This is a genomic window from Saccharospirillum mangrovi, assembly GCF_003367315.1.
Taxonomy (GTDB): Bacteria; Pseudomonadota; Gammaproteobacteria; order Pseudomonadales; family Natronospirillaceae; genus Saccharospirillum; species Saccharospirillum mangrovi.
In genome coordinates this window covers 1,614,192-1,640,408 of record NZ_CP031415.1, presented here as the reverse complement: position 1 = coordinate 1,640,408, position 26,217 = coordinate 1,614,192, and the positions used below count along the sequence as shown (strand labels likewise).

Here is a 26,217-nt window from a genome sequence, read left to right as displayed (position 1 = left end):
CGGGATACACTGGCGGCCAATCTGAATCACCATCAAGAGCATTGATCTATGTGGGCTTTTAGCCAGCAAGCGATACAAGAACGCTTTCAACGCAACCTGAGTTTCTTCCAGCAAAACATGCCGGAACTTTTTAACGTCCTGAAAGAGGTCCGTTTTGAACGGTTGACGCTGTCGGTGAGTGAAGAGCAGCAACGCTGGGACATTTTTGATGGTCAGCGCTCGCTGTACCTGGGTGACGGTGAAAAATACGTCGACGAAGAAGTGGCCGCGTTCGGCGATATCTTCCCGGTCAATGCGCCGATCCGAACCCTGGAACCCATCAGCCGCAACGACTACGGCGGCCCCCGCTTCTTCCACCACCATCTGAACCAGACCATGCGCCAGATGGATTACCAGCACATGGATAAGCACCACCATTATTTGCCGGACTTTATTCCGATCATCGTGTTCACCAACATCGGCAGCGGTCTGCACATTCAACGTTATCTGGAACAACGCGACTGCCGCATCGTGCTGATTGCCGATCACAGCCCTGAATCGTTGCTGATGTCGCTCTACATGACCGATTGGTACGACATCATCCCGCGCTTTACACGGGATCAAGGCCGCTTTTTTAATTTCATCCTGGTTCAGACCGACGACGATGAAAAATTCTTCCAGGGCATGTGGAACGAGTTGTCACACTACATTCCACTGTTCCCGACGATGAACGTCTTCTACAACCATCTGAAAAGTGCCTTCTACGATCGCATCATCCAGCGCGTTCAAGCCGAGTTTAAGGTCTTTATTACCGCCTGGGGTTTTTATGACGATGAAGCCAACCAGCTGAACAACACCCTGCACAGCCTGCGCAATCTCATTCCGGTGTTACCCAAGGCCCTACCCCAGAGCCTGTTGCATTGGGTTGACGAAAAACCGGCGGTGATCGTGGGTGCTGGCCCGTCATTGAACCAGCGCATCGACTGGATCAAAGCCAACCGTGATCGCATCTTTCTGTTTTCAGCGGGCACAGCGTTGTCGGTGCTCAAGCACCACGACATCGTGCCGGACCTGCACGTCGAAATTGAATCGGACTACGCCACGGTTTTGCATCTGTCCCACACCCTCGATGAGAACTATCAGGTACCGTTGCTCGCCGGTGCCGTTCAGCTCAATCCCAAGGTCTTTGAGCTGGCATCGCATGCCTTCATGTATTTCAAGGATTCCACTTCGTTGCACGCCATGTTTGGCGATCAATGCGCAGCTCAGTTGCACGGCATGACACCGACCTGTACCAACGCAGCAACCGGACTGGCCATTCAACTGGGCTTCAAGAAAGTCTTCCTGTTCGGGATGGATTTTGGTTATCGCGACGTCAAACACTCGCACGCCAACGGCAGTGTGTACTTCGATGCCAAAGCGCCAAAACACTTGCAAGACATTGCAACGCAGCGAACCGCACAAATGCGCGTGCGCTCCATCGACAATGAAGATCTGATCACCGAGCCCATCTATAACGCCGCTCGCGACCGGGTTGAGAAATTGCTGGCGCTGCACCAGCAGCGTTGTTCGGTGTACAACTGCTCGATGGGCGCACACATCGAATACACCGAGGTCATCCGGGAACAGGCTGAGTTTGAAGCCTCGTTGGGCGAATCCTTCAATCAGAACGACTATCGCCAGACATTGCTCGCTGAGACAGTGATCATCATGCCGACTGAGATAGAAAACGGTTTGAAAAAAGGCAGCGACTTCTTACAAGCCGCCTGCCAACTGGTCAAAGACGAATTGATGAAGATGCCCGACGACCGGGGCGCTTTGATCATCAGCCTGTTGAACCTGAGTCGACGCCTGCAACGGCATTATTTCCAGACGCGAAATTCCATGTACTTTCTGATTCGCGGCACTTTCTGGCATTACTTCAATGCAGCGTTAACGGCGGCGTTCACCACACCGGACGAGGAGGTTGCCAACCGCAACCTGGCGATCTGGCGACAACGCTTTATCGATCTGGTGGATAAATTACCGGAGCACTACGACTGGGTGGGACAGCGAGACCTGAGCATCGAAGAAGACACCTGGCTGGACAAACGCATCACTGAAATGGTCGACGATCCGTTCTATCAGCAGCAATTTGCTTCACCTTTTAATACGGACAACCTGCAATGAAACTTTTTCTCGACGGTAAAATTCACCCTTTGCACGAGGCCTATGTGCAGCATCTCGGCGGCATCCGTCCGGAAGACGGTTGGGAAAGTCGGGGGTTGTCTGGTCACAACTTACAACGCGACGAGTTTGACAAACTGACTCAGCAATCGCGCCAAGGCTTTAACGAACTGGTCATCGACAAACCCCGCTTCAAAGCCACCATGGATCGGCTAATGTCGCTCTATCAGTCGTTGAAGGCTGGCGGCACCATTCCGGAAGCGGCCGGATTGAATCACCCTGAAATCCATTTGGTGATTGGCTTTATGCGCACCGGCGGCACCTATCTGTTTAAACAACTGATGGAAAGCTGTGGGCTCGATCACCATCGTTTTCTGCAGAAAATGACCCACGACAGCCTGCCCAGTTATCACCTCTGCGTAACGGAATTTGCGCAAAGCCACGCGTTGGAATTGTCGCTGGAGCTCGCCGAATATTGCCAGTGGTTGCAGGATTGCTGGCCGCAAGACACGCCGTTAATTCAAAAACGTATTGGCTATGGGCACGACATTCCGCGCTTTAATACTCTGTTTGGCGGACAGCCGCATTGGTGGGTAACGTTACGCGACCCCAGTTGGGCCATCGATTCGTTTTTCAAAATGGAAAACATGGACCCTAACAACAACCAGCATTTTCCACCTTTTTGGCAAATGGCGGTGTCGCGGTTTGGTGAGCAATCGGCCGAAGAATGGATGCAAAAGCCCAATTATCAAAAAGCGCTTGATGGCTGGTCGATGTACCACCTGGATATGTTCCGAGGCCTGGCGAGTCTCGACCCATCACGCTACACCTTTATTCCCTTTGAGCGCACCGCTGAGATGGCCGACGCCGGTCCCAAGTCACTCGACTTTTCTGGCTTCAATTACAGTGACAAACCCCGGCCGGATTATTTCGATGCCAAGGTGCAAAACCAGGCAATTGATCGGGTATTAAAGGGCATCGATCCTAAGTTTCATGCCCAACTGGAAGCCTATCGGGCTTAGCAGGAGACTGACTTAACAGCAGACTTCGGCTTCACGGACGAAGCCGCCGCCCTTCCCTCAGAGCGATGCGTAACCGCCGTCCACCGCCAGTTCAGTCGCGGTGACATAGCCTGCACTGTCCGACAGTAAGAACAACACCGGCCCGACAACATCCTGCTCAGTCGCCATTCGTCCCAACGCCGTCCGGCGGTGATAGCGTTCCACAAAGCGCTCGTCCTGCTGACGAAAAACGCCGCCCAACACAATGCAATTCGAACGAATACCGCGTTGCCCGTAACGGCTGGCAACGTAGCGCGACAACTGCTGCAAGCCGGCTTTGGACGCGCCGTACGCCGCCGGGTTGTCCATGGCGGTGTCTTCATACAGCGACATGTCCGGGCCGTGGTTGGCATAGATGCTGGAGATAAACACCAGGCTGGCGTTGTTCAATACCGGCAACAGGGTTTTAACCAGGGTGAATGCCGAGCCGAGATTAACCACCAGGGCATCATCGAAAGTGGCGCGTGACTGTTCATCCAAACCGCCCAGCCAGCCCGGCAGACTGGACGTGCCGACATAGGCGGCGGCGTGCACTACGCCGTCAATGGATTGCCCGGCGTCAACCAAACCACTCAACTGTTCGGCCAACGCCTCGGCATTCGCCAAATCGACAACCAACACTTGTTCGCAGCGTTGCGCCATCTCATCTGGTACCGCAACGCGGTCCAGCGCAATCACCCGGCAGCTTTGTTCCAGCAAAGCATTCACCAGCGTACGCCCAATGTATCCGGCAGCGCCGGTAACCAGAATGCGGCGATTGGCGAGATCAATGATCGGTTGCGGCATGCGCGTGCTCCATCAAGAAACGGGCCCATTCAAAATCCAAAACGGTGTCGATGTCTACCGCCCGTTCGCCAGGTAATTCGATGGCGCCAATCGCGCCGTCTAACACGCCTTTGGCGGCCAAGACGTGTTGAACAGTCGTGGCGTAGACCACGGTGGTGATGTGAAACGCCGGGGTGGCGTCCTGCCGTCGGCTGATGGTCGCGGTCGGCGTTTCCCACAATGAAACGCCACGCTGCGACGACAGCCGAACCAGATTGAAATTGGGGTGATGCGAAGCCGGCGTTACCGCCAGCACCAGATCATTGGTGGACTGTTGCAGCAGCGACCAGGCGGCTTGAATGTCCGTCGGCGCGCGCAAAGGCGCGGTGGCCGGAACCGACACAAAGCCGGCAAGTTCCGGTTCGTTTTCGCCTTGCCAGGCGGCGGCATGTTGCCAGGCGAGCCATTCCGGGCTGGTATCGGCGGCCAATTCAGCCGGACGCATAAACGGCACGTCGGCGCCAAATTGCTGCGCCACTTCGGCGATGCGTTCGTCGTCGGTCGATACCAATACCCGCTCAAAACAACCGCTGGCGCGCGCCTGTTCAATCGACCAGGCGATTAACGGTTTGCCGTGTAACTCTCGAATGTTTTTTCCCGGGACACCCTTGGACCCGCCTCGGGCAAATATCCAGGCACAGGCTTTCACGCGTGCATTACTCCTGATGGATGGCAGCTTCTAAATCAGCAATCAACGCCATGGTGCTCACCGCGTCTGCCAGTTGCGGGCAGTCGGGTGTGGCGTCGTTGGCCAGAAACCGGTCGGCCTGCACACCATAACTATCGATGCGTTCGAAATCGACTTCAGTATGTTCGCCCTGAAGCTGCACGTGCGCCTTGCCCTGAATGAAATCGACCGCCAGTTGGCCGTGTTCGCCAACCAGCCACACCCGGCGTTCAGGAACCGCCCGGTAAAGATCGATGGCGAGTGCTACCGGGCAATGATCATCGGTTTCCAGCGCAGCTTGAACGGCCTCTTCCACATCGCCGCCGAAGTGACCACGCTGGGCTACTGCCGACCGCACGCGCAACGGCCCCAACAGCGACAGCGCCATTTCGATTTCGTGCGACAACTCGCGCAACACACCGCCGCCCCAATCCGCACGCAAGGTAACCGAGTTGCTTAATTCTCGGCCGGGACGCCATTGCTCCAGCGCCTGGCCGCAACGAAATTCCGCCCAGCGCAATGCGCCCAATGCCGGCAACTGCTGACGCAGAAACTGATATTCGGGGCGGTAATGCAGGTTGTAGCCGACCCAGGGTTGAGGCGTGTTCGCGTCGATTGTTGGCAGCCAGGCATCCACTTCGGCGGCCTGAGCGCACAGCGGTTTTTCGATCAGGCATTGCACGCCGTGCGCCATCAGCGCCTGGGCGAATTCGAGGTGTCGGTGCGCCGGTGTGGCGACCACGGCATGGCTGGGAGAGAAGGCAAGAATCTGTTCGACAATATCGGCCACGGGCGTGGCTTCGCGAACGCCGGCGGGAAACCAGGCGACAGCGTCCTGGCCGAGACGTTCGGTAAAGACGGCGGCGTGCCGCTGGCCGATGGATCCGCGACCAATGACCGCCACTCTGGGCATATCAGGCCGCGCCGCTGAACCGCTGGATGTCACTCTGTGCCTGATGGAAATCACTCATACGGCCGATGTCGAGCCAGTATTCGTGAATCGGGAACATGGACACCTTGCGTCCGGCTTTCAGACGCGTGCTGATTAAATCCGGCATGTCCACCGCTTGCTGTCCCGACAGGCTTTTGGCGGCCTGCGGAGAAATGCAGTAGATGCCGGCGTTGATGAAGTAATTCTCCACCGGTTTTTCGACGATCTCGGTAATGCTCGAATGCTGATGCTGCACCACGCCGTAAGGCACCTGCATCTGATATTCACGCACCGCTACGCTCAGGTCGGCGTCTTCTTTGAGGTGGAAATCCAGCAGCATGTTGAAATCGACCTGAGTCAGCAGGTCGCCGTTCATCATCAGCAGCGGCAGGGCTTTGGCCGATTCCGGCAGCAAGCCGATGGCACCGGCGGTGCCCAGCGGAGTGTCTTCACGAATGTACTGAATGGACACGTTGAAGCGGCTGCCGTCGCCAAAATAATTTTCGATCTGCTCGTTCAGGTAGCAGGTGGAAATGTAGAAATGCTTGAAGCCGCTGCGGATGAACTGCTCGAGGATGGTTTCCAGAATCGGCTTGTCGCCCACTTTCAACATCGGCTTGGGGCAGGTATCGGTCAGCGGACGCAGGCGTTTGCCAAAACCACCGGCCATCAGGAAGACGGCATTTTCGCGGCTGGGCGCGGCTCCGGCTGGGCCTAAGATATCGAGAACACGACCGGCGTCGTCCAGGCGTGGAATGCCAGTCAAACCGTATTGTTTCATCAACCGTTCGGCAGCGGCATCGGTGCCCTGGCGCGGCAGTGTTTTCGGGGACGGATTCATCACCTGATCCAGCGTCGCGTCCAGTGGCAGATGTTTGAGCAAGGCACGGCGAATGTCGCCGTCGGTGACCGTTCCCAACAGCACGCCTTTATTGGACGTGACCAGCAATAACTTGGGCTGAACCTGATCCAGGCGCTCAATGGCGTCGGAAATGCTCAGCTCGGCCACGACATTGTGTTGTTTCAGATGGGTCAGCATGGTGATACCTCCTCGAACACCGTCAGCAGGGACGGTTGGCTCTGTGCCAGCTGTATCGGCTCGAGGACCAATCTCTTAAGGCTTATTTTCATTCGCTAATGCAAGACATCGGCCAAAACACCGATCGACGCGGTCACACCGGCCGACCGTTACCCAGCGCGCGTGCCTTTGCAGGCAACGACTTCAACACTGTGGTGCCAGCGCCAATAACGGCCCGGTCGCCAACGGTTACGCCCCGGCCAATCACCGCACCGGGGCCGACAAAAACGCCGTCGCCCAACGTTACGTCGCCGGCCAACACCGCGCTTGGTGCCAGATGCACGTCGCGACCCAGGCGGCCATCGTGGTCGATCTGCGCGCCGGTATTGATGATGCAATGTGCGCCTATGGCGGTGTCGGCCTGAACAATGGCTCCGGCCATGATCTGAACGCCCTCGCCCAACTCAACGCCCGAACCGATCACCGCACGCGGATGAACCAGAGTGGCAAAGCGGTAACCTTTGGCCGCAAATTGCTGCATCACGGCGTTCCGTCCCGGGCCGCCCAAGCCGTTCACCAGTTGGACCTGATTCGGCTCAAAACCGAACACGGCCCGGTCGTCGCCCAAAATTGCCAGCTCACGCCAATGCGATGCGCCGGATTGCGCCAGCTGCGGGTCGCACACCCCTAAAATCCGCTCACCACAGGCGTTGATCAGATCCGCCAGGACTTTGGCGTGCCCGCCAGCGCCCAATAAAATCAGCGCGCTGTCACTCACAACGGTTCACCGGCCTGATAGTCACGCGTGGCGGTCTGGCCGAGCCGGTCCCAGTACGCCATCGCCAGTTCGCCTTCGTGGGCGCGGGCTGTGGTCATGTTGTCGGCGCTAAAGGTTTCACCCCGGGCAATGGGACGAGCGGCAATCAGCCGTTGTCGCGCGGCCTGGCGGGTGTCCCATTCACTCGGCTGTGGCGCTTTGATGCCATCACCCAGCGCTTGTTCGAGCGCGCGAATCTCGGCCACCATCCGGGTCAGCTCATCGGGTTCCAGCGAGGCTTGGTGGTCCGGCCCGGGCAGGTTGCGATCCAGCGTGAAGTGTTTTTCCAGCACCGCCGCGCCGCGCGCCACCGCGGCCACCGGAATCAAATTGCCGTTACTGTGATCGGAATAACCGACCGGCAGGCCAAAGGCGGCAGCCAGGGTATCCATGGCGCGCAGGTTCACCTCCGGCCAGGGTGTCGGGTATTGCGAGGTGCAGTGCAGCAAACACAATTGTTTGGTCACCGCCTGTCGCTGTGCCGCATCGCTCCAGCTTTGCCACACCGCCTGCATCGACGCCGGCGGCTGCGGGTAATTACGCGCGTGGCACACCACCGCCAGCCCCTGCTCCACTTCGCTCAACGTTGCCATGCCGGTCGACATCAGCAGCGGCTTGCCGGTGGCGGCAAAGGCCCACAGCAAGGGGCCGTTGGTGAGTTCACCGGAGGGGATTTTGTAAAACGGCAGATTCAGCGTTTGCAGAAAGGCCAGGCTGTCCAGATCGAACGCAGTCGATAGAAATTCGATGCCCAGGCTGTGCGCGTGCGCTTGCAGGGGCGCGTGCCATTCCAGCGGCAATTCCAGCGCCGACAACATCGCCAGCTGCGATTCGGCCGCGTCGGTGGTCTGTTGCTGATACGCCGCCTTGGGTGCGCTGGCTGCCGCTAACCGCTTGGCGTCGAAGGTCTGGAATTTAACGGCGTCGGCACCGGCTGCGGCCGCCACTTCCACCAATTCAAAGGCGCGCTGGCGATCGCCGTTGTGGTTCACACCGGCTTCGGCAATCACGTACACAGCGGAACGGTCGTTAAACATCCACGCCTCCCACTGGCAGGTCGTAAAACGTTTTGATCGGGTTCAAGGTCATTTGCGCCAGGGCGTTCACAATCGACTGGCTTGCCTGGCCTTGCCCATAAGGGTTGTCTTCGGCCCGGCACATTTTTCGGAAATCCGGCTGCATAACACGCTGCACCGCCGCGCTAATAGCGGCGCCGGTCGCCTCGGCCTGCATCACCGATGGCGCCGCCAATCGGCCAGTTTGACGCTGGCCGATGTTAACCGTGGGCACACCCAGCGCCGGCGCCTCGATCAATCCACTCGAGGAGTTGCCCACTACGGCTGTGGCACCGGCCAGCGCCGCCGGGTAACGACGGTGGCCCAATGACGGCACCAGCCGCACGCGATCCGGCTGCGACGCGCTGTAGGCTTTCAACAGATCGATTAACGCCCGGCCGCCGTTGTCGGCATTGGGATAGGTAAGCAACACGCCCTGGTCCGGATACGCATCGAGCGTATTGAGGATGGCTTTCATCGTCGCCTGCGGCGGTTCGTTTGCCAGCGTCACCGGGTGGTAGGTCACCAGAAAATAGGCTTGATCGGACGGCCAATCGAGGCTGTCCATTAAGGCATCGCGTGATGGCCGTTCGGTGCGCAGCAGGTTATCAATGCCCAGGGCACCGACGGTCATGACCCGGTCCGGCGACTCGCCCATCTGAATCACCCGGCGCCGATACGGCTCTGCCGCAACGGCATGCCAGCTCGCCATCTTGGTAATGGCGTGGCGAATGGCGTCGTCATACGCCCCTTCGGTCAGTTCGCCGCCGTGCAGATGCACGATAGGCACTTTGGCAATCAAGGCCGCCTGGGCGGCGGCCAACGCTTCAAAACGGTCACCGAGCAACACCAACGCATCGGGCTGCAACCGCGCCAGGGCGTCGGCCATGGCGATGGTGCCTAGCCCCATGGACTTGGTGACGCCGACAACGCTGTCGGATGCCAGCAGCATGTCGATCGGTGCGTCGATGTGAAAACCGTCTTCCACGATGGCTTTCCAGGTTTCACCAAATTCCGGCGCATAATGCATGGCGCCGGCGATCACCTGTAACTCCAACTCCGGGTGCGCCTGAATGTCGCGCATCAACCAATGCAACAAGCCGTATTCGGCGCGGGTTCCGGTGAACACAGCGATGCGACGCATGTTCAGGTCGCCTCCGATGGAATGGACGCACGCACGCCACTGGGCAGATTGACCAGATGGTCGGCCAACCAGCGCGCTTCGCTCAAATCGCCGGCCGGCGCCTGCTGATACATGGTCAGCTCGTTCATTAACCGCCAGACCGGACGCATCATGATGCCGCTTTGGTTGGACGCCTCCAGCAATGCCTGACGCGCCGATGCATTCGGACACAGCACCGCATTGAGCCAGTAATTGCTCTCACAGTGCGGTGGTTCGCTGACAAAGGTTAATTCGGAATCGGCCAGATGCTCGGCGTACTCGGCCGCCAACTGGCGCTTCTCCGCCAGGAACACATCCAACTGTTCCAACTGGGCGCAGCCCAGGGCGGCGTTGAGATTGGGCAGGCGGAAGTTGTAACCCAATTCATCGTGATCGTATTCGTAAGGGTGTGGCACTTTTGCGGTGGTGGTCAGGTGTTTGGCGCGCTGACCATCGGCTTCGTTGGCGAGAATCATGCCGCCGCCGCCAGTGGTCAGAATCTTGTTGCCATTAAAACTGAGCGTACCCAGCCGACCGAAAGTGCCGGCATGTTGCCCACGGTAACGGCTGCCCAAGGCTTCGGCGGCGTCTTCTACCAGGCCCAGATGCCAACGCGAGCAAACCGTCATCAAGCCGTCCAGATCGCACGGGTGGCCGAAGGTGTGCATCGGCAGACAGGCTCGAATAACGCGGCCATCGGCGCGGTGGACACAGCGGCCCTGATCATCCAACTGAGCGTTTTGCTGCAACCATTCGTCCATAGCCTGGGGTGACAAGCCCAGGGTTGTACGATCCACGTCGATAAAAATCGGCGTCGCCGAGCAATAGGCAATGGCGTTGCAGGTGGCGATAAAGGTTAACGGCTGCGTGATGACGTAATCGCCCGCGCTGACGCCAGCGATGCGCAGCGCCACTTGCAAAGCCGCCGTTCCGTTGACGGTCGCCACCGCCCGCGCGCTGCCGGTGTAGGCCGCCATGCGCTGCTCGAATTGGTCCACATAGGCGCCGACGCTGGAGACAAAGGTGCTGTCCAGCGTGTCCATGACGTAGGTTTTTTCCTGGCCGATAAACGCCGGGGCGTGCAGAGGAATGGCCGCGTCGCTGCGGTAGTGATCGCGGATAAAACCAAAGAGTGAATCGAAGCGGCTCATCAGACGTTATAAAGACCGGCTTTGTAACGCGCCAGCTTCTCCGGTTGGCTGAACCAGTCGATGGTTTTTTGCAATCCCAGGCGCAAATCGTGGCTGGGTTTGAAACCGGTCAATTGCTGCAAACGAGTCGGGTCGCCCCACAGGCGGAACACTTCTGAGCGTTCCGGGCGCAGCCGTTGTTCGTCGGTAATAAAGGTCACGTCGCTGCCCATCAAATCGCGAATCAGGTTCAGGGTATCCGCCACGGAAATTTCGAAATTGGAGGCGATGTTGACTGTCTGCCCTACGGCTTCATCGCACCGCGCCAACACCAGAAAACCGGCGCAGGTGTCGGTGACGTAATTGAAGTCCCGCGTTGGTGACACATCGCCAAGTTTGATCTCACGGCTGCCGGTCGCAATCTGGGTAATGATGGAGGGAATCACCGCCCGGGCAGACTGACGCGGCCCGTATGTATTGAACGGCCGCGCAATGGTGACCGGCAATTCGAACGCATTGTAGAAACTCAGCGCCATTGCATCGGCGCCAATTTTGGAAGCGCTGTACGGCGACTGCGCCTGCAACGGATGCGCTTCATCAATCGGCACATATTGCGCCGTGCCGTAGACTTCGCTGGTGGAGGTATGGATCACGCGTTTAACGCCATTGCGCAACGCAGCCTGACAGATGTTCAGCGTGCCTTTGATGTTGGTATCGACGTAGCTGTCGGGTGCGACGTAGGAATACGGAATGGCAATGAGCGCCGCCAAATGAAACACCCAGTCCATGCCTTCGGTCACGGTGGCGCAGAAATGCGGGTCGCGAACATCGCCACTGACCACCTCAACCTGATCGAGACCGACAATGTCTTCCAGCCAACCCCAACTGTTGAACGAGTTGTACTGCGCCAAGGCCCGAACCTGATAACCTTCGCGAACCAGGAGTTCAGTCAGGTGTGAGCCGATAAAACCATCGGCGCCGGTGACTAACACAGTTTGACGTTTAGTAGACAACAATATTCCCCTCACGAAACACCGTCTGAATTACCCAAGACGCTTCTGGTCTGTGGGTATCGCGCACCTGAACCTGGGCACGACGACTATATCAAGCTTCCGTCGGACTGGCATTGCACTGTGCGTTTGCCTTCGCAACTGGCAATTTTTAAACAGCCCTTCCCTGCTGTCATCGACTGGCTTTACCATGAGTAACTTGCCAATCCACCCCAGGAGTCTGTGATGTCTCATCCGTTGATCGAGCAATTAATTGCCCTGATGGGTCAGTCCGGCAATCCGGCTCCAGCGTTTGAACAATGGCGACAAAAATGCGCGCGTGAACTGAACCGCCTGGCCGAACCCAAACGCCGGGAATTGATCGAACAATTGCAGCAGGTATTGGCGGAAAACCGGCAATTATTTCAACAGGAAAGCCAACACATCATCAACGAGTTGGTGCAGACGCCGCCATCGCCATTAAAAGAAGCACAAGCCAAACATTACCGCTCGGTGCGCGACCTTTAATCGCCCCGCTCCGCTCAATGCTCAGCGAATAAAATTAAACAAACTGAGCTGACTGGTCTGAGCGAAACTCTGCTGCGCTGCCTGCAACGTCAGGCTTTCCATCTGCAATCGACTGACCGCTTCCACCCAATCCACATCGCGGATCTTAGACCGCACATCCTTAGCCGCCAATTTGCTGTCGGCGTGCTGGTTGGTCACCGATTCCGTGGTGTTCTGACGCGCACCAATGCGCGCCTGTACCTGTGAAATCCGATCGATGGCGTTGTCCAGGTTACTCAGTGTCGAGGCAATGTTGGCATCGTAAACATCGTCGAAACCGGTGCCCGGCGGGTAACTTTCCAGCGTATAGAGAAACTTCTCGGCCGTGGTCAACAGGCCCTGTTTGCTGCTGGTTTCGATAACAAATTGATCGCCCGGAGACGGCGCGCCAGTCAGCCGAACGCTCATACCCGCGACGTTAATTTCATCGCCGGTGACATACGGCACGTTCTGCATGCCTTCGAGAATACGCCCGTCGGATTTTCGTCGTACCGTGTAGTTCGGTTCCGCCGGATCAATGTCGAGCGGGTTCTCAAAAGTGATGACCACATCGTGTGGATAAAAGGCGTCCAGCGCTTCCTGATCGACCGTCAGACCAGCAGAAATCCGACCGATCGGATTGCCCTGATTCAACGGGTTGGCGTAGGTGCTGAAACTGGTCTCTGAGGACTTGATGTCCATGAAAATGTCTTTGCCGGAATCGCTCGACGGCAAGGTAATGGTCGAGCTGACCTGCAAGTAGCGCACCCCTTCATCGCCCTCGTAGGAATAGCCGCCCGCTTCATTACGAACGAATGGCTGAGAGCTACCGGAGAAACCGGCAAACAAATATTCGCCCGCGCCATCTTTGGCGTTCATCAGGTCGTAAAGTTCATCGAAGCGCTCTTCGACTTCCTGCGCAATCGCCATACGGTCTTCGTCGGTCAGCACGCCGGCGTTACCGGCCTGAACGGTCAGTTCGCGAATCCGCCCTAAGGTCTCGTTAATGGCGTCGAGCGTGCTTTCCTCTTCGGTCAGCCGGGAATCAAGCAAAATGATGTTGCGTTCGTACTGCTCGGTCAGAGCAATGTCCTGATCCAGTTGCAGTACGCGCGCCGCACCAACCGGATCGTCCGCTGGTGTAAGAATGCGCAGGCCGGTGCTCAGCTGTTGCTGAGTCAGGTTCATCTGGCTCTGCAGGCGGGTCATGTTGCTGACCGGCTGTGAGAACATCCAATAGGTTGAAATACGATCGGCCATCAGTGGCCTCCTTTATCAACTCGGACCGATACCCTGAGGTTATCGGCGGCTACGACGCCCGGATTAACGGAACGCCCCTATCAAACTGTCGAACACTTCCTGAGCGATGCTGATTACCTGAGCGTTGGCCTGATAGGCCAGCTGGAATTCGATCAACAACGCCGCTTCTTCATCCAGGTTCACACCGCGTATGGAATTCAAATCGGCCTCCGTGCCTTGCAATACCGCCTCGGCGGCGTTGGTACGAATCTGCGCCTGATTGGTTTTGGTCCCAATGGTTTCCACCGCCTGGCTGTAGGCTTCAGTGAAGGTCATACCGCCTTTGGATTTGTTGACGGTGTCGGTGCTTTCCAACCCGACCAGATCCAGTACGTTGCGGTTATCCGACACCCCGTCGGAGTTCCATTCAATGCTGAAGGTGTCGCCTTCTTCCGGCCGACCGGAAATGGAAAACTGGAAGCCCTGATAGGTTGGTTTGGCTTCCGACACGCCGGTAAAAATAGCGCCCGCTTTGGGTGTGGTGGACAGCGAAATACCATCGGCCATGGTGACATCCACCTGGCCGCCGACATTGACGCCAGCGGTGTCGTAATTGCCAGTGCCTTCGACCTTCATAAACACCTTGTAGCTGATTTCGCCACGGGCCGAGATGCTGACTTCGGCGCGTCCGGGGCTGTCGAGCAAGGCGGTAATCTTGGCTTCGATTTCGGCTTTTACGTCATCGGCTGTGGCGTGTGTGCCGGTTAATTCGATGGTGCCGGTACGGCCATCGGGCAAATACATTTCGAATCGATACGGGCCGTTTTCGTCGTTGAAATCGTAGCCGGTTAAGTTGTTCAACTGGCCGCCGGTCTGACCGGAAACGGTGGTCAGCGGGTACGACTCGCCAGTGCTGATTTCAAAGGTGTCGCCCGGATCGATGGCGCCGTTCGGCCCACCGGTGCCCAATGGTGGTGTACCGACAATCGCCGGGTCCGGCTTATCACCACGCATTTCGATGAAGATGTCTTCACCGTTGGCATCGGTAATGGTCAGCGTCTTGCCATCGCTCTTGGCAGTGATGCCGGCATTGCCCAAATCAATGTGAGCGTTGATGCGATCAGCGAGAAAATCCGGCGTTAATTTATCTGGCATCTCTTCCGGATACGGCTCTTCAAATATCGTCTGGTTTGGCCCCAGATTATCCAGCGTGATTTCGTAACCGTTTATCCAGATTTCAAACGGATTGTCCGGATCGTATGGCGTGCCCGAGTTGGTGAAATTACTCAGTTGCACCTGGGTATAAGCATTGGCGGTAACGCCATCCACCCGGCTCAAGGTTGCGGCAATTTCCGCAGCCGAAGCGCCGGACGGTGTAATGATGGTTTTGTCCTGCGTGACTTCGCCGGTAACCGGATCGGTCCGGCTGAAGGTGAAACGTTCAGAGTTGATGCCGTTGTACGGCCGGCTGCTGGATATGCCGTCGGCAGTAATGGTGGCGAATGTTGGCAGTCGCGGCCGCCAGGAACTCATCATGGTTTCGCCGGGATCATCGGTAAAAATGGTGTTCGGTGTGCCCGGTACAAAATCGAGGTATTCCATGGGCGGATCGAGCGGCACCGGGTTGCCGGGGTCGCTGTTATCCAAAATGGAGTACGTTCTTTCGCTGTGAAACACCACGATCAACGGCGGGCTCAATTGACCCGGCACTTCGAAGGCTTTGCCGTCCGGGCTGAGCATGGTGCCTTGATCGATGTTGCCGGTGCCCTGGTTGCCGAGGCTTTTTTCTGCCCGCATGGGGTAGGCAAACGCCAGCTCGGCCGATTCGGTAATCGCCAGATCCATCTGGTCGGCGACATTGCGCAACGGTTTCACAGTGAATTTATCGCCGGCTTTGAAGTTGCCGTCTTCGAGCACAATGCGCAGGCCGTCGAAACTGATTTCAGTCGGCAAGTTGCCGCCGTCGATGGTGCCACCGTCAACTTTTTTGCCATCGCTGATGCGAATGACTTCGTAGCTGTCGTCGTCCGGGCCGGTGAATTCGATGGCGTAATCGCTGGTGGTTAAGGCACCAACGTTGTCGAAATACACGCTCATCACCTGGTTCACTGGTGGCGTGTTTTCACCGTTGCCCTGAATGCGATTGTTATTGCCGGCCAATACTGGATCGTTCAAATCCTTAAAAAAATCGCCGCCGAAATTGCCGTTAAGATCGATGCCCTGATGGTGCTGATCGTTGAACTCCTGAGACAACGCCACAGCGATCAAACCGAGCTGGTTCATTGACGGGTTCAGCGCTTCTTTGCGGAATGCGATCATGCCGCCCAAGGTACCGCCGGTGAGTTTTTCGGTGACGAATTCGTCGCTTAAATTGCTGACAAAACGCACCCCGGTTTGTTGCGGATCTTCCGCCGACGGTACGGCTTCCAGGCGGTTGGCTTTATTGCCCAACACCAGCATATTGCCTTCGGCAAAGGCGATGTTGTATTGATTGTTGTCTTCGGTGACTTCGATTTCTACCAGCTCAGACAACTGCCGCACCAGCTCGTCGCGCTGGTCCAGCAAGTCGTTCGGTGGCTCGGTAGTGACACGGCCCTGAGCGTTCAGAATGCTGAAATTCAGACTGGCGATGCCTTGGGTCAACGAATTGATTTCATCAACCGTGGTGGCAATTTGCCCGTTCAGGGTTTCGTTCTGATCGTTCAGCGATTTGTAGAGGGAACGGAACCGATCGACCACGCTGTCGGCCGAACCGATCACCACATCGCGTGACGGAATGTACGAGGGGTTATCCGCCGAACCCTGCAAGCTGGCAAAAAACGTATCGAGCACCGACTGCAAACCGGTGCTGTTGCCCGCCAGCAAGCCATCAATCTGTTCGATGTTGCTCAGGTACGCCTGTTCTCGTTGATAAGAACTGGTATCAGCGCGCTGTTGCTCGACCATAAACTGATCGGTAATGCGCCGTACCGTGCTGATTTGTACACCACTGCCGATGTAACCAAAACCGCGGTATTGCGCATTGGCGGTGGTCAGCACCACGTCCTGACGTGAATAACCTTCAACGTTGGCGTTGGAAATATTATGGCCGGTCGTCGCCAAGTTGGATTGCTGCGCTTTGAGACCCGAGATCGCAATATTGAGCAGATTACTCACGGCCGCTCCTTACCCCAGAGTGTGGCGAGACGCATGGTCCGCCGCTGCCAGGCGCATCACTTCGCTGTCGGCAATGCGCAAAATTTTGTCGGCGTATTGAGGGTCGGTGGCATAGCCTGCCGCCTGCAACGAACGCGTGAAGGCTTCAGCGTCACCGGCTTGATCCAGCGCCTGCTGATACCGTGGATTGGATTGCAGAAATTCGGCGTAATCGTCAAACGACTGGCTCGGTTCTTCGTAGGCGCGGAAGGCGTCGCGGATGCGCACCGTCTGGCCGTCAAAGACTTCATGCGTCAGCGTTTCGGCGGTGGCGCCATCCCAACGTTCGTCGGCTTTGATGCCGAAAAAGTTGTGGCTGTTGTTGCCCTCGCCGTCTTCAATCATGTATCGGCCCCAGCCGGTTTCCAGCGCCGCTTGCGATAAAATAATGCGCGGATCAACACCGAGTTTTTCCGCCGCCGCTTCGGCGTGAGGCAACAAGGATTCGATAAATTCTTCGGGCGATTCAAAGCCGCTTTGCTTGCCAGGCAAAACGATGTTCAGACTCGACAGATCGGGAAGTTCGGTGAACACCTCGGCCGGTGTTTCGGTGTCGGTTACGGCTTCCGTTGGCGTTGTCGTTGGCGTGACCGATGGCAGCGCCGGGCCAAGTGAATTCAGGATCGACTGCAACGGATCAACCTTGTCCGATGGCAACACCGGACGATGGCTGTCGCTCAACGATTTGATGTCGATGTTGCTGAAATCCTGATCGCGTTGCGGCAGTTGTTTGGACAACTGATCGTAGAGAATATCGGCTAGGCCGTAGCCGCCTTGTTGCGCCAGCGACAGACTCAATTGCTGGTCGTACATGTCGCGATAGAACTTGGTTTCGTTGCTGGTCAGCATGTCTGGCGCCATGACATCGCTGGCTTCGCGCATGCTTTTCAGCACCATGGCAATGAACATGGATTCGAATTGTTGCGCGACCACGCGCAACGCTTCGGGATCATCCGAACGCGCCATCGACTTGACCTGATTCAAGCCGTTGAGATCGTTGTAGTTAAAGGCTGCGTCGACTTGCGAAACCATCTTTGCCGCTCTCCGGTCAGAACTTGCCGCTTTTACCGCGACAACGTCCGTCTGGCCCGCGTTTCGGGCCTGGTTATTAGCTATCTATCAAAGGCCGTGCCAAAAAAATTCTCTGGCTCAGATCACAATCAATTCGGCTTTCAATGCTCCGGCCGATTTCAGCGCTTCGAGGATCGCCATCAAATCGCCCGGCGCTGCGCCGACTTGGTTTACCGCGTCAACGATGTCGTTCAGCGTCACCGTCGGGCCGAACAGGAACATGCGATTGTTGCCTTCGTCGATGGTGATTTCGGTGTCGGGCACCACGGCGGTTTCGCCGGTTTCACTGAGCGGGTTGGGCTGGCTGACGTTCTGGGTGTTGTCGATCGTCACCGTCATGTTGCCGTGGGTAATGGCAACCGGAGACACCGTAACGTGCTGACCGACAACAATGGTGCCGGTGCGGCTGTTGATGATGACGCGCGCGGCTTCTTCACCCGGCTGCACGTTCAGGTTTTCCAGTACGCTGATAAAGCTGACGCGTTGGTTCGGGTCGCGCGGCGCGGTGACCCGAACCGAGGCGGCATCAACCGCGTAAGCTGCGCCAGGGCCGAGTAATTCGTTGATGGTCGCGGCCATGTTCTTGGCGGTGGTGAAATCCGGGCGATGCAGATTGAACGTCATGTAATCGCCCTGGGAGAAGGTGTTCGCTACACCGCGTTCGACGATAGCGCCATTGGGAATGCGGCCGGCGTTTTGAATGTTGACGGTGATTGACGAGCCGTCTTCGCCTTCGGCGCCAAAGCCGCTGACCACCAAATTGCCCTGCGCCACGGCGTAGGTCTGGCCATCGGGGCCGCGCAACGGCGTCAGCAATAAACTGCCGCCGCGCAAGCTGTCGGCGTTGCCGATGCTCGATACGGTAACGTCAATTTCCTGACCCGGTTTCGCGAACGGCGGCAAGGTGGCGTGCACGCTGACGGCGGCCACGTTGTTCAGGTTGGGGTTCTGACCTTCGGGAATGGTGATGCCGAACTGTTCCATCATGTTGCGGAACGTCTGATTGGTAAACGGCGCGCGATCGCCCGAACCATCAAGGCCGACGACCAGACCGTAACCGACCAGCTGGTTGTTGCGCACGCCCTGAACAGACGACAGATCCTTAATGCGTTCGGCCCAGACTGGCAACGCCAGTACGGTCATCAGCACACACAGTAAGCGTTTCATGGTGTCACTCTATTGACGGCTGTTTGTCGATAAGCAGCTTAGAGCAATTAGTGGGCCAGCGAGGCTGGCGTACGCTGGACGCTTAACGGGAGACGGGAGACGGGAGACGCAAGTTAGACGGCACCTAACGGTGCCGGACGGTTTGTCTTTTAGCGTCTCCCGTCTCCCGTCCAGCATTCAGCGTCCGGTTTGGCCGTCAAAACGGCCAAACCGGACTATTAAAGAACCGCGTCAGCCAACCCTGTTGACTGGCATCGGCGAGCGCACCAGCGCCGCTGTAGGAAATGCGGGCGTCGGCCAGCTTCTGGCTGGACACGGTGTTGTCCAGGTTGATGTCTTCCGGGCGCAGCATGCCTTGAATGCGGATGAACTCTGCGCCGGTGTTCAGCGTAATCCACTTCTCACCGCGTACCCGCAGAATGCCGTTGGGCAGCACTTCGGACACGGTGACTGAAATATTGCCGCTCAGGCTGTTGCTCTGGTCGGCATCGCCGCTGCCGGAAAAGCTGCGGCTGCCGCCGAGTGTGGCGCTGAGTGCGTCGATCGGTTGGCCGCCGGCCAGAATCGGCGCGTTGATCGAGGTGTCGCTGGTTTTGGACGACGACGCTGCGGACGATTTACTGCCTTGCGTCTGTTCGTCCAGGACGATGGTGATGATGTCGCCGGTGCGCATGGCTTTTTTGTCGCCGAACAGCGCCATGCCGGCCTGATCGTTGAACAAAGAACCGTCCGATCCCGGCGGTGCCACCAGCGCTTCAGCCGGTACTGGCGCGAAATCCGGGTCGCCCGGCTGCGGCATGGGGTCGCCCAGGCTGGTCGATTGCGTCGCGCAGCCGCCGAGCAGCGCCAGAGCGCTGATCGCAACGGCGGCGTTCAGAAGTTGTGTCAGTTTCATCCTAAATTCCCCCGCCTTAGAGGTTCTGGGTAATGAAGCCCAACATCTGGTCGGCGGTGCTGACCACTTTGGAGTTCATTTCGTAGGAACGCTGGGTGGAAATCATGTCGACCATTTCTTCGACAATGGTCACGTTCGAGGTCTCCAACGCGCCCTGAATGATGGAACCGAAACCGTCCAGGCTGGGTACGCCAACCTGGGGCGGACCACTGGCGGCGGTTTCTAAAAAGAGGTTTTTACCCGCCGCCTGCAAGCCGGCCGGGTTGACGAAATCGACCACTTCGATGTCGCCCAACTGAATGACGTTCTGATTGTCGTTGCCGATAACGGCGGTGACGATGCCGTCTTCACCGATGGTGATGGTGCTGGTCTGCTCGGGCAGTTGAATGTCCGGCTCGAGCAAATAGCCACTGGCGGTGACAATCTGGCCTTCGTCGTTCAGGTGGAACGTGCCGTCACGGGTGTAGGCCAGGTTGCCGTCGGGCAGCAGAATCTGGAAGAAACCACGACCGTTGATCGCAAGATCCAGCGGTTGTTCAGTGGTGTTCAGATCGCCTTGAGTAAACAGCTTCTGTGTGCCCACCGTGCGCACACCGGTACCGAGCTGCAAACCCGATGGCAGCTGGGTGTTCTGCGTACTTTGCGCACCCGGCTGGCGTTGCACCTGATAGATCAGATCTTCAAACACGGCCCGCTCTTTCTTGTAGCCAGTGGTGCTGGCGTTGGCCATGTTGTTGGAAATGGTCGCCAAGGCGATGTCCTGGGCTTCCAAACCGGTCTTACCGACCCACAATGCCTTATGCATGTTGAATTCCCCCTTAGCTCATCCGAAGGATTTGTTCGGACGAGCGTGTGACTTCCTCGACCGTCTTCATCATTTTCACTTGCAGTTCGTACTGACGATTCAGTGCCAGAACGTTGGTCAATTCGTGTACCGGATTGACGTTGCTGCCTTCAACAAAACCACTGACCACCCGTAACGCCGGGTCGTCTTCCAACACCTGCTCGCCCTCGACCGGGCGGAACAAACCGTCGGTACCTTTTTCCAGGTTTTGCAGATCCGGATTCACAATTTTCAGACCGTCGATAACGGCCATTTCGTTCGGACCGGCACCGGCCGGGCGAATGGAAATGGTGCCGTCTTCACCGATCTCGACTTTCTCGTACGGCGGCAACACGATGGGACCGCCGCCCTGCCCGATGACCGGCTGGCCGGAACCGTTGATCAGCTGACCGACCGGGGTAACTGAGAAATCACCGCGCCGGGTGTAGCCTTCGTTACCGTCGGCATCCTGGACGGCGAAGAAGCCGTCGCCGGTGATGGCGACATCGAGTTCGTTGCCGGTTTCGACCATTGGGCCGTCGTTAAAATCGGTCGCCGGTCGCTCGGTGTTGGAGAACGCCCGTGACGGGTAATACTCACCGAACACCGGCATGGCCCGCGCTTGTTCCCAGTCGGCCCGGAAGCCGGTGGTGGTGGCGTTGGCCAGGTTGTTTGAGTGCGATGCCTGCGCCAGCATATTGTGTTTGGCGCCGGTCATGGCGATGTAGATCGCACGATCCATGGTTAACTCCTGCCGTAAATTGGCTGTCTATACCCTGGATAGCGAAAGCCGTGCCAAGTTTTGAATTTGCCTGGAGAGCCAGGAATGGCGGGGGATTGGAGCTTGAGGCAAGGGAAGAAATGTGGCGTGCGGCAAGCGATTGCCGTGAAGGCGGAAGACGCTGGACGGGAGACGGGAGACGCAAGTTACAAAGCGCCTTCGGCGCTGGGTTTTGCGTATCAAGCGTCTTCCGTTCAGCGTAAAAGGCGCCGGTGGCGCCTTTTACTAGCCCTTACCGAAGGTTAATAATCGTCTGAGTCACGGCGTTGGCCGTTTCGATTGTCTTCGAGCTGGCCTGATAGTTTCGCTGCGCGATGATCAGGTGTACCAGCTGTTCCGACAGATCGACGGTCGAATCTTCCAGGGCCGCCGACTGAATCGTACCCAGCGAGGCCGTGCCCGGTTCGCCGATAACAGCATCACCGGATTCGAAGCCTTCCACCCATTCGGTGTCACCCACCGGTATCAGGCCTTCGGTGTTGGCAAACGACGCCAGAACGACTTGACCCAACTTCAATGCCTCACCGTTGGAGTAACGGGCGTAGATAATGCCAGCGTCGTCAATCTCCAGGTCAGACAGTCGGCCAGAGGCGTAACCGTCCTGAATCAGTTTGTTGTTGGCGAAGGAGCCGCCGTACTGAGTGGTGCCATCGAACGAGATCGCGAAGTTCGAGTTCAGGTTCGGATCAGGAATCGGCAAGGCACCGCCCTGCGCCTGTGGCAAACCGATGTAGGCACCGGTCGGCTTACCGGTATCCGGATCGATTGGCTTCCAGTTGGAGATCAGGAAGTCTCCGGTCACGTCCTCGTTCAGCGTGCCGTCGGCATTAAAGAACAGTTTGTGCGACGCCATCGTTGCCTGAGTGTTTTCCGGGAACGGCAGGTTGGTGTCCGGGTCGCCGATGTTTTCACCGTCGATCTGCAGATACACCGTCCAGGTGCTCAGGGAGTTCGGCCGATCGGGATCGGGCTCATCCTTCACGTAGAAGAAGCGCAATTCGTGCTCGTTGCCGATGGAGTCGTGAATCGTCAGCGCACGCGTTTCGTTGTAGGTGTCGGAGTCTTCCGGGTTGAAGGCGTTGATGGTGTAAGGCTCAAACGCGTCCTTACCCAGGCCATTGAACAAACCGGCCACGTACGGATCCGGCTCGAGCATGGTGTAGCCTTCGTTCAGGATGATGTCGACGTAACCACCAATGCGCGCGTTGGTTTCCGCATCGATGCTGCCACCGAGCACGACCGGCGCCGAACCACGGGTGCCTTGCACGCGCAGAGTGTCGGTCACGGTGTCGGACTCAATGCGCACCGAAATGTCGATACCGGTGCTGGAGGTCAGAATCACATCGCCGGTCGCGGTGTCGAACTCAGCAGTAATACTGTTCAACGAGGTTTGCTGATACTGGTTGATCTCCGCGACCATCTCTTCCAGGTCGTTGGCGACAATCACCTGACCGTTGATGAAGATGTTCATGTCGCCCGAGTTGATGTAGTTCTGGTTCAGCAAGCGCACCTGCGTTTCGGCCGAAGCATCCACGCCTTCGTATTCACTCAGCTGAGCGGCAATTTCACCGGCGGTCGAACCTTCAGGAATGGTCACCAGCTCGCGCTCATCGGCGTCTTCGTTGTAGATCACTACGCTCTGTTCCGGGTAACCGTTGGTCACCGCAGCTTCACCTTCCACCAAATAGGTTCCGGCGACGGGCGCAAATTGCAGCAGGCCGTACATGGTTTCCACGTCCAGGTCTTCACCCGGCGCGCGGATGTTGGTGACCGAAATCTGCGACGCTTCGCCTTCTACCGTGGCTTCCAGAATCAACTGTTCTTCGCCGTTTTCGTTCTGAATAACACGCGCCTGGACACCGATGTATTCGTCGTCCGGCACGGCGGCCAATTCACGGTTGATGGCGGCAGCCAGCTGATCGATGGAGCGGATGTCTTCGTTCAGGCTGATCAGCACCGAACCGGAACGCTCGTCTTCATCCGGCAGCGGCACGGTCAGGTTGATGCGGAAGGAATTCTCCCGATCCACCGGATCTTCGCCTTCGATCTTGGTGGCGCTGTCCATGCCCAAAGCTTGCAGTGACTGGACGGTACCGTTGATGTCGATGTCGAGCGGGAAGTTACCGATTTCGGTGCGCTCAAACACCAGTCGGCCGTTCACCTGAGACGCCACCACTTCGCCATTCAGAATGGAGTTGGTGGAAATCTGCTGGTTGATAGCCGCGACCAGATCGTCGGTGTTATCGAACGAACCCGGCGGCACGATGATGGTTTGCGGTACGCCACCGTCGATCGTCAGCGTGAACTCGTTGTTCGCCAGGATGGTCGATTCACCCAGGTCGGCAATCGGCTGCGGTGATGATGTCGTCGCCAGGCCCAGAATTTCCAGGTCAAAGGCGGTGGTGTTGGTGGCACCGGGCAAGTGCGTGATGGTGATGCTGTTCGGACCAACACCGGCATCCACGTCCGCCTGAATGATCAACTGGTTGGTGGCGCCGTCGATGGAGACCGCGACGTAGTTACCGCCCAGGGTGGCGTTAATCTGCGCTTGCAATGACGCAGCAAAGTTAGCCTGAGAAGGGAAACCACCCGCCGGGACCGTCATGGTAATACCGGTTGCCGAGGCACTGCCGACGGCGATACCGAAGGCAAAGGTGTTGCCCGCTTCCAGGTCACCGAAGGCCGGACCGGTGTTATCCAGGAAGTTCAGCGTGCTGGAACTGGTCAGGGTGGTGAACGTGCCAGGCACGGTGTTGTTGTAATCCAGTTCCGCCTGGCTGTTGCTGACCAGTGTGGCGGCCTGGCCCGGATCGGACGTCAGGTCGATGGAGCCGCCATTGGCAAACAGGTCATCACCCGGTACCGGCGCGACCACAGACGGGGTGGTCTGGGTATCAACGGTCGACAGACCGAAGTAATCGAGCGTGAAAACCGTGCCAGTGATGGCGATATCCGCCGGCGGTACGCCCGGGTTATTCAGACGATCGAACACCAGAGTGCCATTGTCGTTCAATGCCCGGATTTCCGGAACGCCGGCAGGGGCCAGGATGGCAGACGCCAGAATCTGGTTGTTGATTTCCTGAACCAGCAAATCGACGTTGGCATAGACCGCCGGGTTCAAGGTGATGGTGTCAATAATGGCACCACCATCGAGGTCGATAGTCAGGGTGTCGTTCTGTTGCAGACCCAGCGTGACGGTGGGTGCGAAGGTGGCGCCAGTGGTCATGCCCAGATCGGTCATATCGATGGTACTGGAGCTGGACGGCAGATGGTTGATCGACACCGGAATGTCACCCGGCAAGGTGGAGGTAATCTCCAGGAAGTTGCCGTTCATGGCGGCGTTGGCGTTCACACCCGCGCCGGTCAGCGCCAAATCAACGTCGGTGGCGAAGGCGGCAAATGTAGCCCAGCCCGCTGCCGGTACGGCGACCGAAACGGTGGTGGCTACGCCGTTCACAGACGCGATGAAGTCGATGGTGTTGCCGCCTTCGGCATCCAGGAAGTTACCGACGTTGTCGATGGAGTTCAGATCCCGGCCGCCGGTCAAGGTGGTAAAGGTCGCGGCGTTCACCACTTCCAGGCCCGGCTCGACGGTGCCAGAGAGCATGGCCGTGCCGTTCTGGAAGTTCAAATAAGCGTCGCCACTGAGCGTACCGACGTTGTCGACAATGCTGACGATGGACGTGCCATCGGTGGCGTAGACGCCAGAAGTCTGGAACGACAGACCACCGTACTGGTTTACCGTGGCTTCAACCTTGCCACGCAAACCGGAATCGCCGCTGATGGAGGCGTTGATGGCGTCGACCAGTTCGTAAACATCGGCGTAGACGATGGTTGAATCGAACGGCTGAATGGTGCCGGTCACGGTGTTGTTGGTGCCGGGGATGTTCGGGCCGCGCAGTTCAACGTCGATGGTGAACGACGCTTCCACCGGCGTCGGCTGCCACGGGAATGCCATGCGCGGAATACCGCCGATCAGTTCAGCGTTGGTGCCGGCTGTGGTCGGTACGCCCACGGTGTTCAGTACGGTGGCGGTGTCTTCGGTCGGGCCAACTTGAGCGGCGCCAATGGCCAGGCCGGCGGTGGTTACGATGGTGCCGTTTTCAGCCAGCACTTGCGCACCGGCCGGAACGTTCACCCGGGCATCCACCTGGTGGGTACCGCGCGGCGGCTGGTTGGCTTTGTCGACACGCAGGTCGGTCAATACACCGGTGTTGATCTTGTCGCCCGGAATAACGCCGTAGCCTTGCAGTTTGGCGTCCTGGTTGCTGACGATATAGCCTTCTTTATCGATGCCGAAAATGCCCGACCGGGTGTAGGTCACGGTGCCATTGGGGTATTCGGTGACGAAGAAACCTTCGCCGTCGATGGCCATATCGAGCGCAGAGTTGGTCTGGCTGATGCTGCCCTGTTCAAACTTCTGACCGACGTTTACCACGCTGACGCCGTAACCGATCTTGTCCTGGCCGTAGCCGATGAAAGACGAGGTATAGGCGTCGCCAAATTCTGCACGACTGGCTTTAAAGCCGGTTGTGCTGGCATTGGCAATGTTGTTGCCGGTGATCTGAAGATCCTTGTTGGCGGCGGCAATGCCGCTAAGACCTGTTGTAAAGCTCATCGTATTGCACCTCGCACTGCGCTGTTACAGAGCCAGAACTCGCGTTGTCGCTCAGTTCATCCAAGTGTCAGTTCATGGGCCG

At 57.7% G+C, this 26,217-nt stretch carries 20 protein-coding genes; 3 read left to right on the top strand and 17 right to left on the bottom strand.

The features are described 5' to 3' along the window. Nucleotides 1-48: 48 nt before the first annotated feature. Entirely contained in the window at nucleotides 49-2,148 is a 2,100-nt protein-coding gene (locus DW349_RS07900; RefSeq protein ID WP_108124478.1) for a motility associated factor glycosyltransferase family protein, read from the top strand. After that, nucleotides 2,145-3,167 carry a hypothetical protein gene (locus DW349_RS07895; protein ID WP_108124479.1) on the top strand — a complete coding sequence of 341 codons (1,023 nt, stop codon included), beginning with the start codon at nucleotides 2,145-2,147 and terminating at the stop codon, nucleotides 3,165-3,167. The genes DW349_RS07900 and DW349_RS07895 overlap by 4 nt, the downstream gene beginning before the upstream one ends. A 57-nt stretch (nucleotides 3,168-3,224) precedes the next feature. Here the strand turns inward: DW349_RS07895 and DW349_RS07890 are convergent, their stop codons facing one another. The 9 genes from DW349_RS07890 to DW349_RS07850 all read right to left on the bottom strand — a co-directional run bounded on the left by DW349_RS07890 (nucleotide 3,225) and on the right by DW349_RS07850 (nucleotide 11,824). Next, the gene (locus DW349_RS07890) at nucleotides 3,225-3,992 is read right to left on the bottom strand and encodes an SDR family oxidoreductase (protein ID WP_108124480.1); all 768 of its coding nucleotides are present in this window, start codon (nucleotides 3,990-3,992) and stop codon (nucleotides 3,225-3,227) included. Next, nucleotides 3,973-4,680, bottom strand: a complete 708-nt coding sequence (locus tag DW349_RS07885) for an acylneuraminate cytidylyltransferase family protein (RefSeq protein WP_108124481.1) — start codon at nucleotides 4,678-4,680, stop codon at nucleotides 3,973-3,975. Before DW349_RS07885 ends, DW349_RS07890 begins: the two co-directional genes overlap by 20 nt. 7 nt (nucleotides 4,681-4,687) lie before the next feature. Beyond that, a complete protein-coding gene (locus tag DW349_RS07880) occupies nucleotides 4,688-5,611 on the bottom strand; it encodes a Gfo/Idh/MocA family protein (RefSeq protein ID WP_108124482.1) in 924 nt (307 codons plus the stop codon). Nucleotide 5,612: 1 nt separating this feature from the next. Then, complete coding sequence (locus DW349_RS07875; RefSeq protein WP_108124483.1) at nucleotides 5,613-6,668, bottom strand: nucleotidyltransferase family protein; 1,056 nt, start codon at nucleotides 6,666-6,668, stop codon at nucleotides 5,613-5,615. 133 nt (nucleotides 6,669-6,801) lie between these two features. Beyond that, nucleotides 6,802-7,425, bottom strand: coding sequence for an acetyltransferase (locus DW349_RS07870; protein ID WP_108124484.1), 624 nt, complete (start codon nucleotides 7,423-7,425; stop codon nucleotides 6,802-6,804). After that, nucleotides 7,422-8,501 (bottom strand): N-acetylneuraminate synthase, encoded by a 1,080-nt coding sequence (neuB, locus tag DW349_RS07865; RefSeq protein ID WP_108124485.1) that lies wholly within the window; start codon nucleotides 8,499-8,501, stop codon nucleotides 7,422-7,424. The genes DW349_RS07870 and neuB overlap by 4 nt, the downstream gene beginning before the upstream one ends. Next, entirely contained in the window at nucleotides 8,494-9,663 is a 1,170-nt protein-coding gene (neuC, locus tag DW349_RS07860; protein WP_108124486.1) for a UDP-N-acetylglucosamine 2-epimerase, read from the bottom strand. Before neuC ends, neuB begins: the two co-directional genes overlap by 8 nt. A 2-nt stretch (nucleotides 9,664-9,665) precedes the next feature. Then, on the bottom strand, nucleotides 9,666-10,832 hold the full coding sequence (locus DW349_RS07855; protein WP_108124487.1) for a LegC family aminotransferase: 1,167 nt from the start codon (nucleotides 10,830-10,832) through the stop codon (nucleotides 9,666-9,668). Beyond that, a complete protein-coding gene (locus tag DW349_RS07850) occupies nucleotides 10,832-11,824 on the bottom strand; it encodes an NAD-dependent 4,6-dehydratase LegB (RefSeq protein ID WP_198650421.1) in 993 nt (330 codons plus the stop codon). Before DW349_RS07850 ends, DW349_RS07855 begins: the two co-directional genes overlap by 1 nt. A gap of 222 nt (nucleotides 11,825-12,046) precedes the next feature. Between DW349_RS07850 and DW349_RS07845 the strand changes: the two genes are divergently transcribed. After that, a complete protein-coding gene (locus tag DW349_RS07845) occupies nucleotides 12,047-12,328 on the top strand; it encodes a hypothetical protein (protein ID WP_108124488.1) in 282 nt (93 codons plus the stop codon). Nucleotides 12,329-12,349: 21 nt separating this feature from the next. Here DW349_RS07845 and flgL read toward each other — a convergent pair whose 3' ends face one another. The 8 genes from flgL to DW349_RS07800 form a co-directional block, all read right to left on the bottom strand. Continuing rightward, a complete protein-coding gene (gene flgL, locus DW349_RS07840) occupies nucleotides 12,350-13,606 on the bottom strand; it encodes a flagellar hook-associated protein FlgL (RefSeq protein WP_108124489.1) in 1,257 nt (418 codons plus the stop codon). A 63-nt stretch (nucleotides 13,607-13,669) separates the two neighbouring features. Next, the gene (gene flgK, locus DW349_RS07835; protein WP_108124490.1) at nucleotides 13,670-16,741 is read right to left on the bottom strand and encodes a flagellar hook-associated protein FlgK; all 3,072 of its coding nucleotides are present in this window, start codon (nucleotides 16,739-16,741) and stop codon (nucleotides 13,670-13,672) included. A 9-nt stretch (nucleotides 16,742-16,750) separates the two neighbouring features. After that, nucleotides 16,751-17,812 (bottom strand): flagellar assembly peptidoglycan hydrolase FlgJ, encoded by a 1,062-nt coding sequence (gene flgJ, locus DW349_RS07830; protein WP_108124491.1) that lies wholly within the window; start codon nucleotides 17,810-17,812, stop codon nucleotides 16,751-16,753. A 117-nt stretch (nucleotides 17,813-17,929) separates the two neighbouring features. Continuing rightward, nucleotides 17,930-19,018 (bottom strand): flagellar basal body P-ring protein FlgI, encoded by a 1,089-nt coding sequence (locus DW349_RS07825; protein ID WP_108124492.1) that lies wholly within the window; start codon nucleotides 19,016-19,018, stop codon nucleotides 17,930-17,932. A gap of 196 nt (nucleotides 19,019-19,214) precedes the next feature. Next, the gene (gene flgH, locus DW349_RS07820) at nucleotides 19,215-19,913 is read right to left on the bottom strand and encodes a flagellar basal body L-ring protein FlgH (RefSeq protein ID WP_108124493.1); all 699 of its coding nucleotides are present in this window, start codon (nucleotides 19,911-19,913) and stop codon (nucleotides 19,215-19,217) included. Between the two features lie 16 nt (nucleotides 19,914-19,929). Beyond that, nucleotides 19,930-20,718 (bottom strand): flagellar basal-body rod protein FlgG, encoded by a 789-nt coding sequence (gene flgG, locus DW349_RS07815; protein ID WP_108124494.1) that lies wholly within the window; start codon nucleotides 20,716-20,718, stop codon nucleotides 19,930-19,932. A 13-nt stretch (nucleotides 20,719-20,731) separates the two neighbouring features. Beyond that, nucleotides 20,732-21,478, bottom strand: a complete 747-nt coding sequence (gene flgF / locus DW349_RS07810; protein WP_108124495.1) for a flagellar basal-body rod protein FlgF — start codon at nucleotides 21,476-21,478, stop codon at nucleotides 20,732-20,734. 271 nt (nucleotides 21,479-21,749) lie between these two features. Next, a complete protein-coding gene (locus DW349_RS07800; RefSeq protein WP_108124497.1) occupies nucleotides 21,750-26,135 on the bottom strand; it encodes a flagellar hook-basal body complex protein in 4,386 nt (1,461 codons plus the stop codon). Between the last annotated feature and the right edge of the window lie 82 nt (nucleotides 26,136-26,217).

Excerpts from the sequence above, each read along its gene's own strand:
- DW349_RS07900 (WP_108124478.1), top strand. The coding sequence starts at position 49 with ATGTGGGCTTTTAGCCAGCAAGCGATACAAGAACGCTTTCAACGCAAC.
- DW349_RS07895 (WP_108124479.1), top strand. The coding sequence starts at position 2,145 with ATGAAACTTTTTCTCGACGGTAAAATTCACCCTTTGCACGAGGCCTAT.
- DW349_RS07890 (WP_108124480.1), bottom strand. The coding sequence starts at position 3,992 with ATGCCGCAACCGATCATTGATCTCGCCAATCGCCGCATTCTGGTTACC.
- DW349_RS07880 (WP_108124482.1), bottom strand. The coding sequence starts at position 5,611 with ATGCCCAGAGTGGCGGTCATTGGTCGCGGATCCATCGGCCAGCGGCAC.
- DW349_RS07875 (WP_108124483.1), bottom strand. The coding sequence starts at position 6,668 with ATGCTGACCCATCTGAAACAACACAATGTCGTGGCCGAGCTGAGCATT.
- neuB (WP_108124485.1), bottom strand. The coding sequence starts at position 8,501 with ATGTTTAACGACCGTTCCGCTGTGTACGTGATTGCCGAAGCCGGTGTG.
- neuC (WP_108124486.1), bottom strand. The coding sequence starts at position 9,663 with ATGCGTCGCATCGCTGTGTTCACCGGAACCCGCGCCGAATACGGCTTG.
- DW349_RS07855 (WP_108124487.1), bottom strand. The coding sequence starts at position 10,832 with ATGAGCCGCTTCGATTCACTCTTTGGTTTTATCCGCGATCACTACCGC.
- DW349_RS07845 (WP_108124488.1), top strand. The coding sequence starts at position 12,047 with ATGTCTCATCCGTTGATCGAGCAATTAATTGCCCTGATGGGTCAGTCC.
- flgL (WP_108124489.1), bottom strand. The coding sequence starts at position 13,606 with ATGGCCGATCGTATTTCAACCTATTGGATGTTCTCACAGCCGGTCAGC.
- flgJ (WP_108124491.1), bottom strand. The coding sequence starts at position 17,812 with ATGGTTTCGCAAGTCGACGCAGCCTTTAACTACAACGATCTCAACGGC.
- DW349_RS07825 (WP_108124492.1), bottom strand. The coding sequence starts at position 19,018 with ATGAAACGCTTACTGTGTGTGCTGATGACCGTACTGGCGTTGCCAGTC.
- flgH (WP_108124493.1), bottom strand. The coding sequence starts at position 19,913 with ATGAAACTGACACAACTTCTGAACGCCGCCGTTGCGATCAGCGCTCTG.
- flgG (WP_108124494.1), bottom strand. The coding sequence starts at position 20,718 with ATGCATAAGGCATTGTGGGTCGGTAAGACCGGTTTGGAAGCCCAGGAC.
- flgF (WP_108124495.1), bottom strand. The coding sequence starts at position 21,478 with ATGGATCGTGCGATCTACATCGCCATGACCGGCGCCAAACACAATATG.
- DW349_RS07800 (WP_108124497.1), bottom strand. The coding sequence starts at position 26,135 with ATGAGCTTTACAACAGGTCTTAGCGGCATTGCCGCCGCCAACAAGGAT.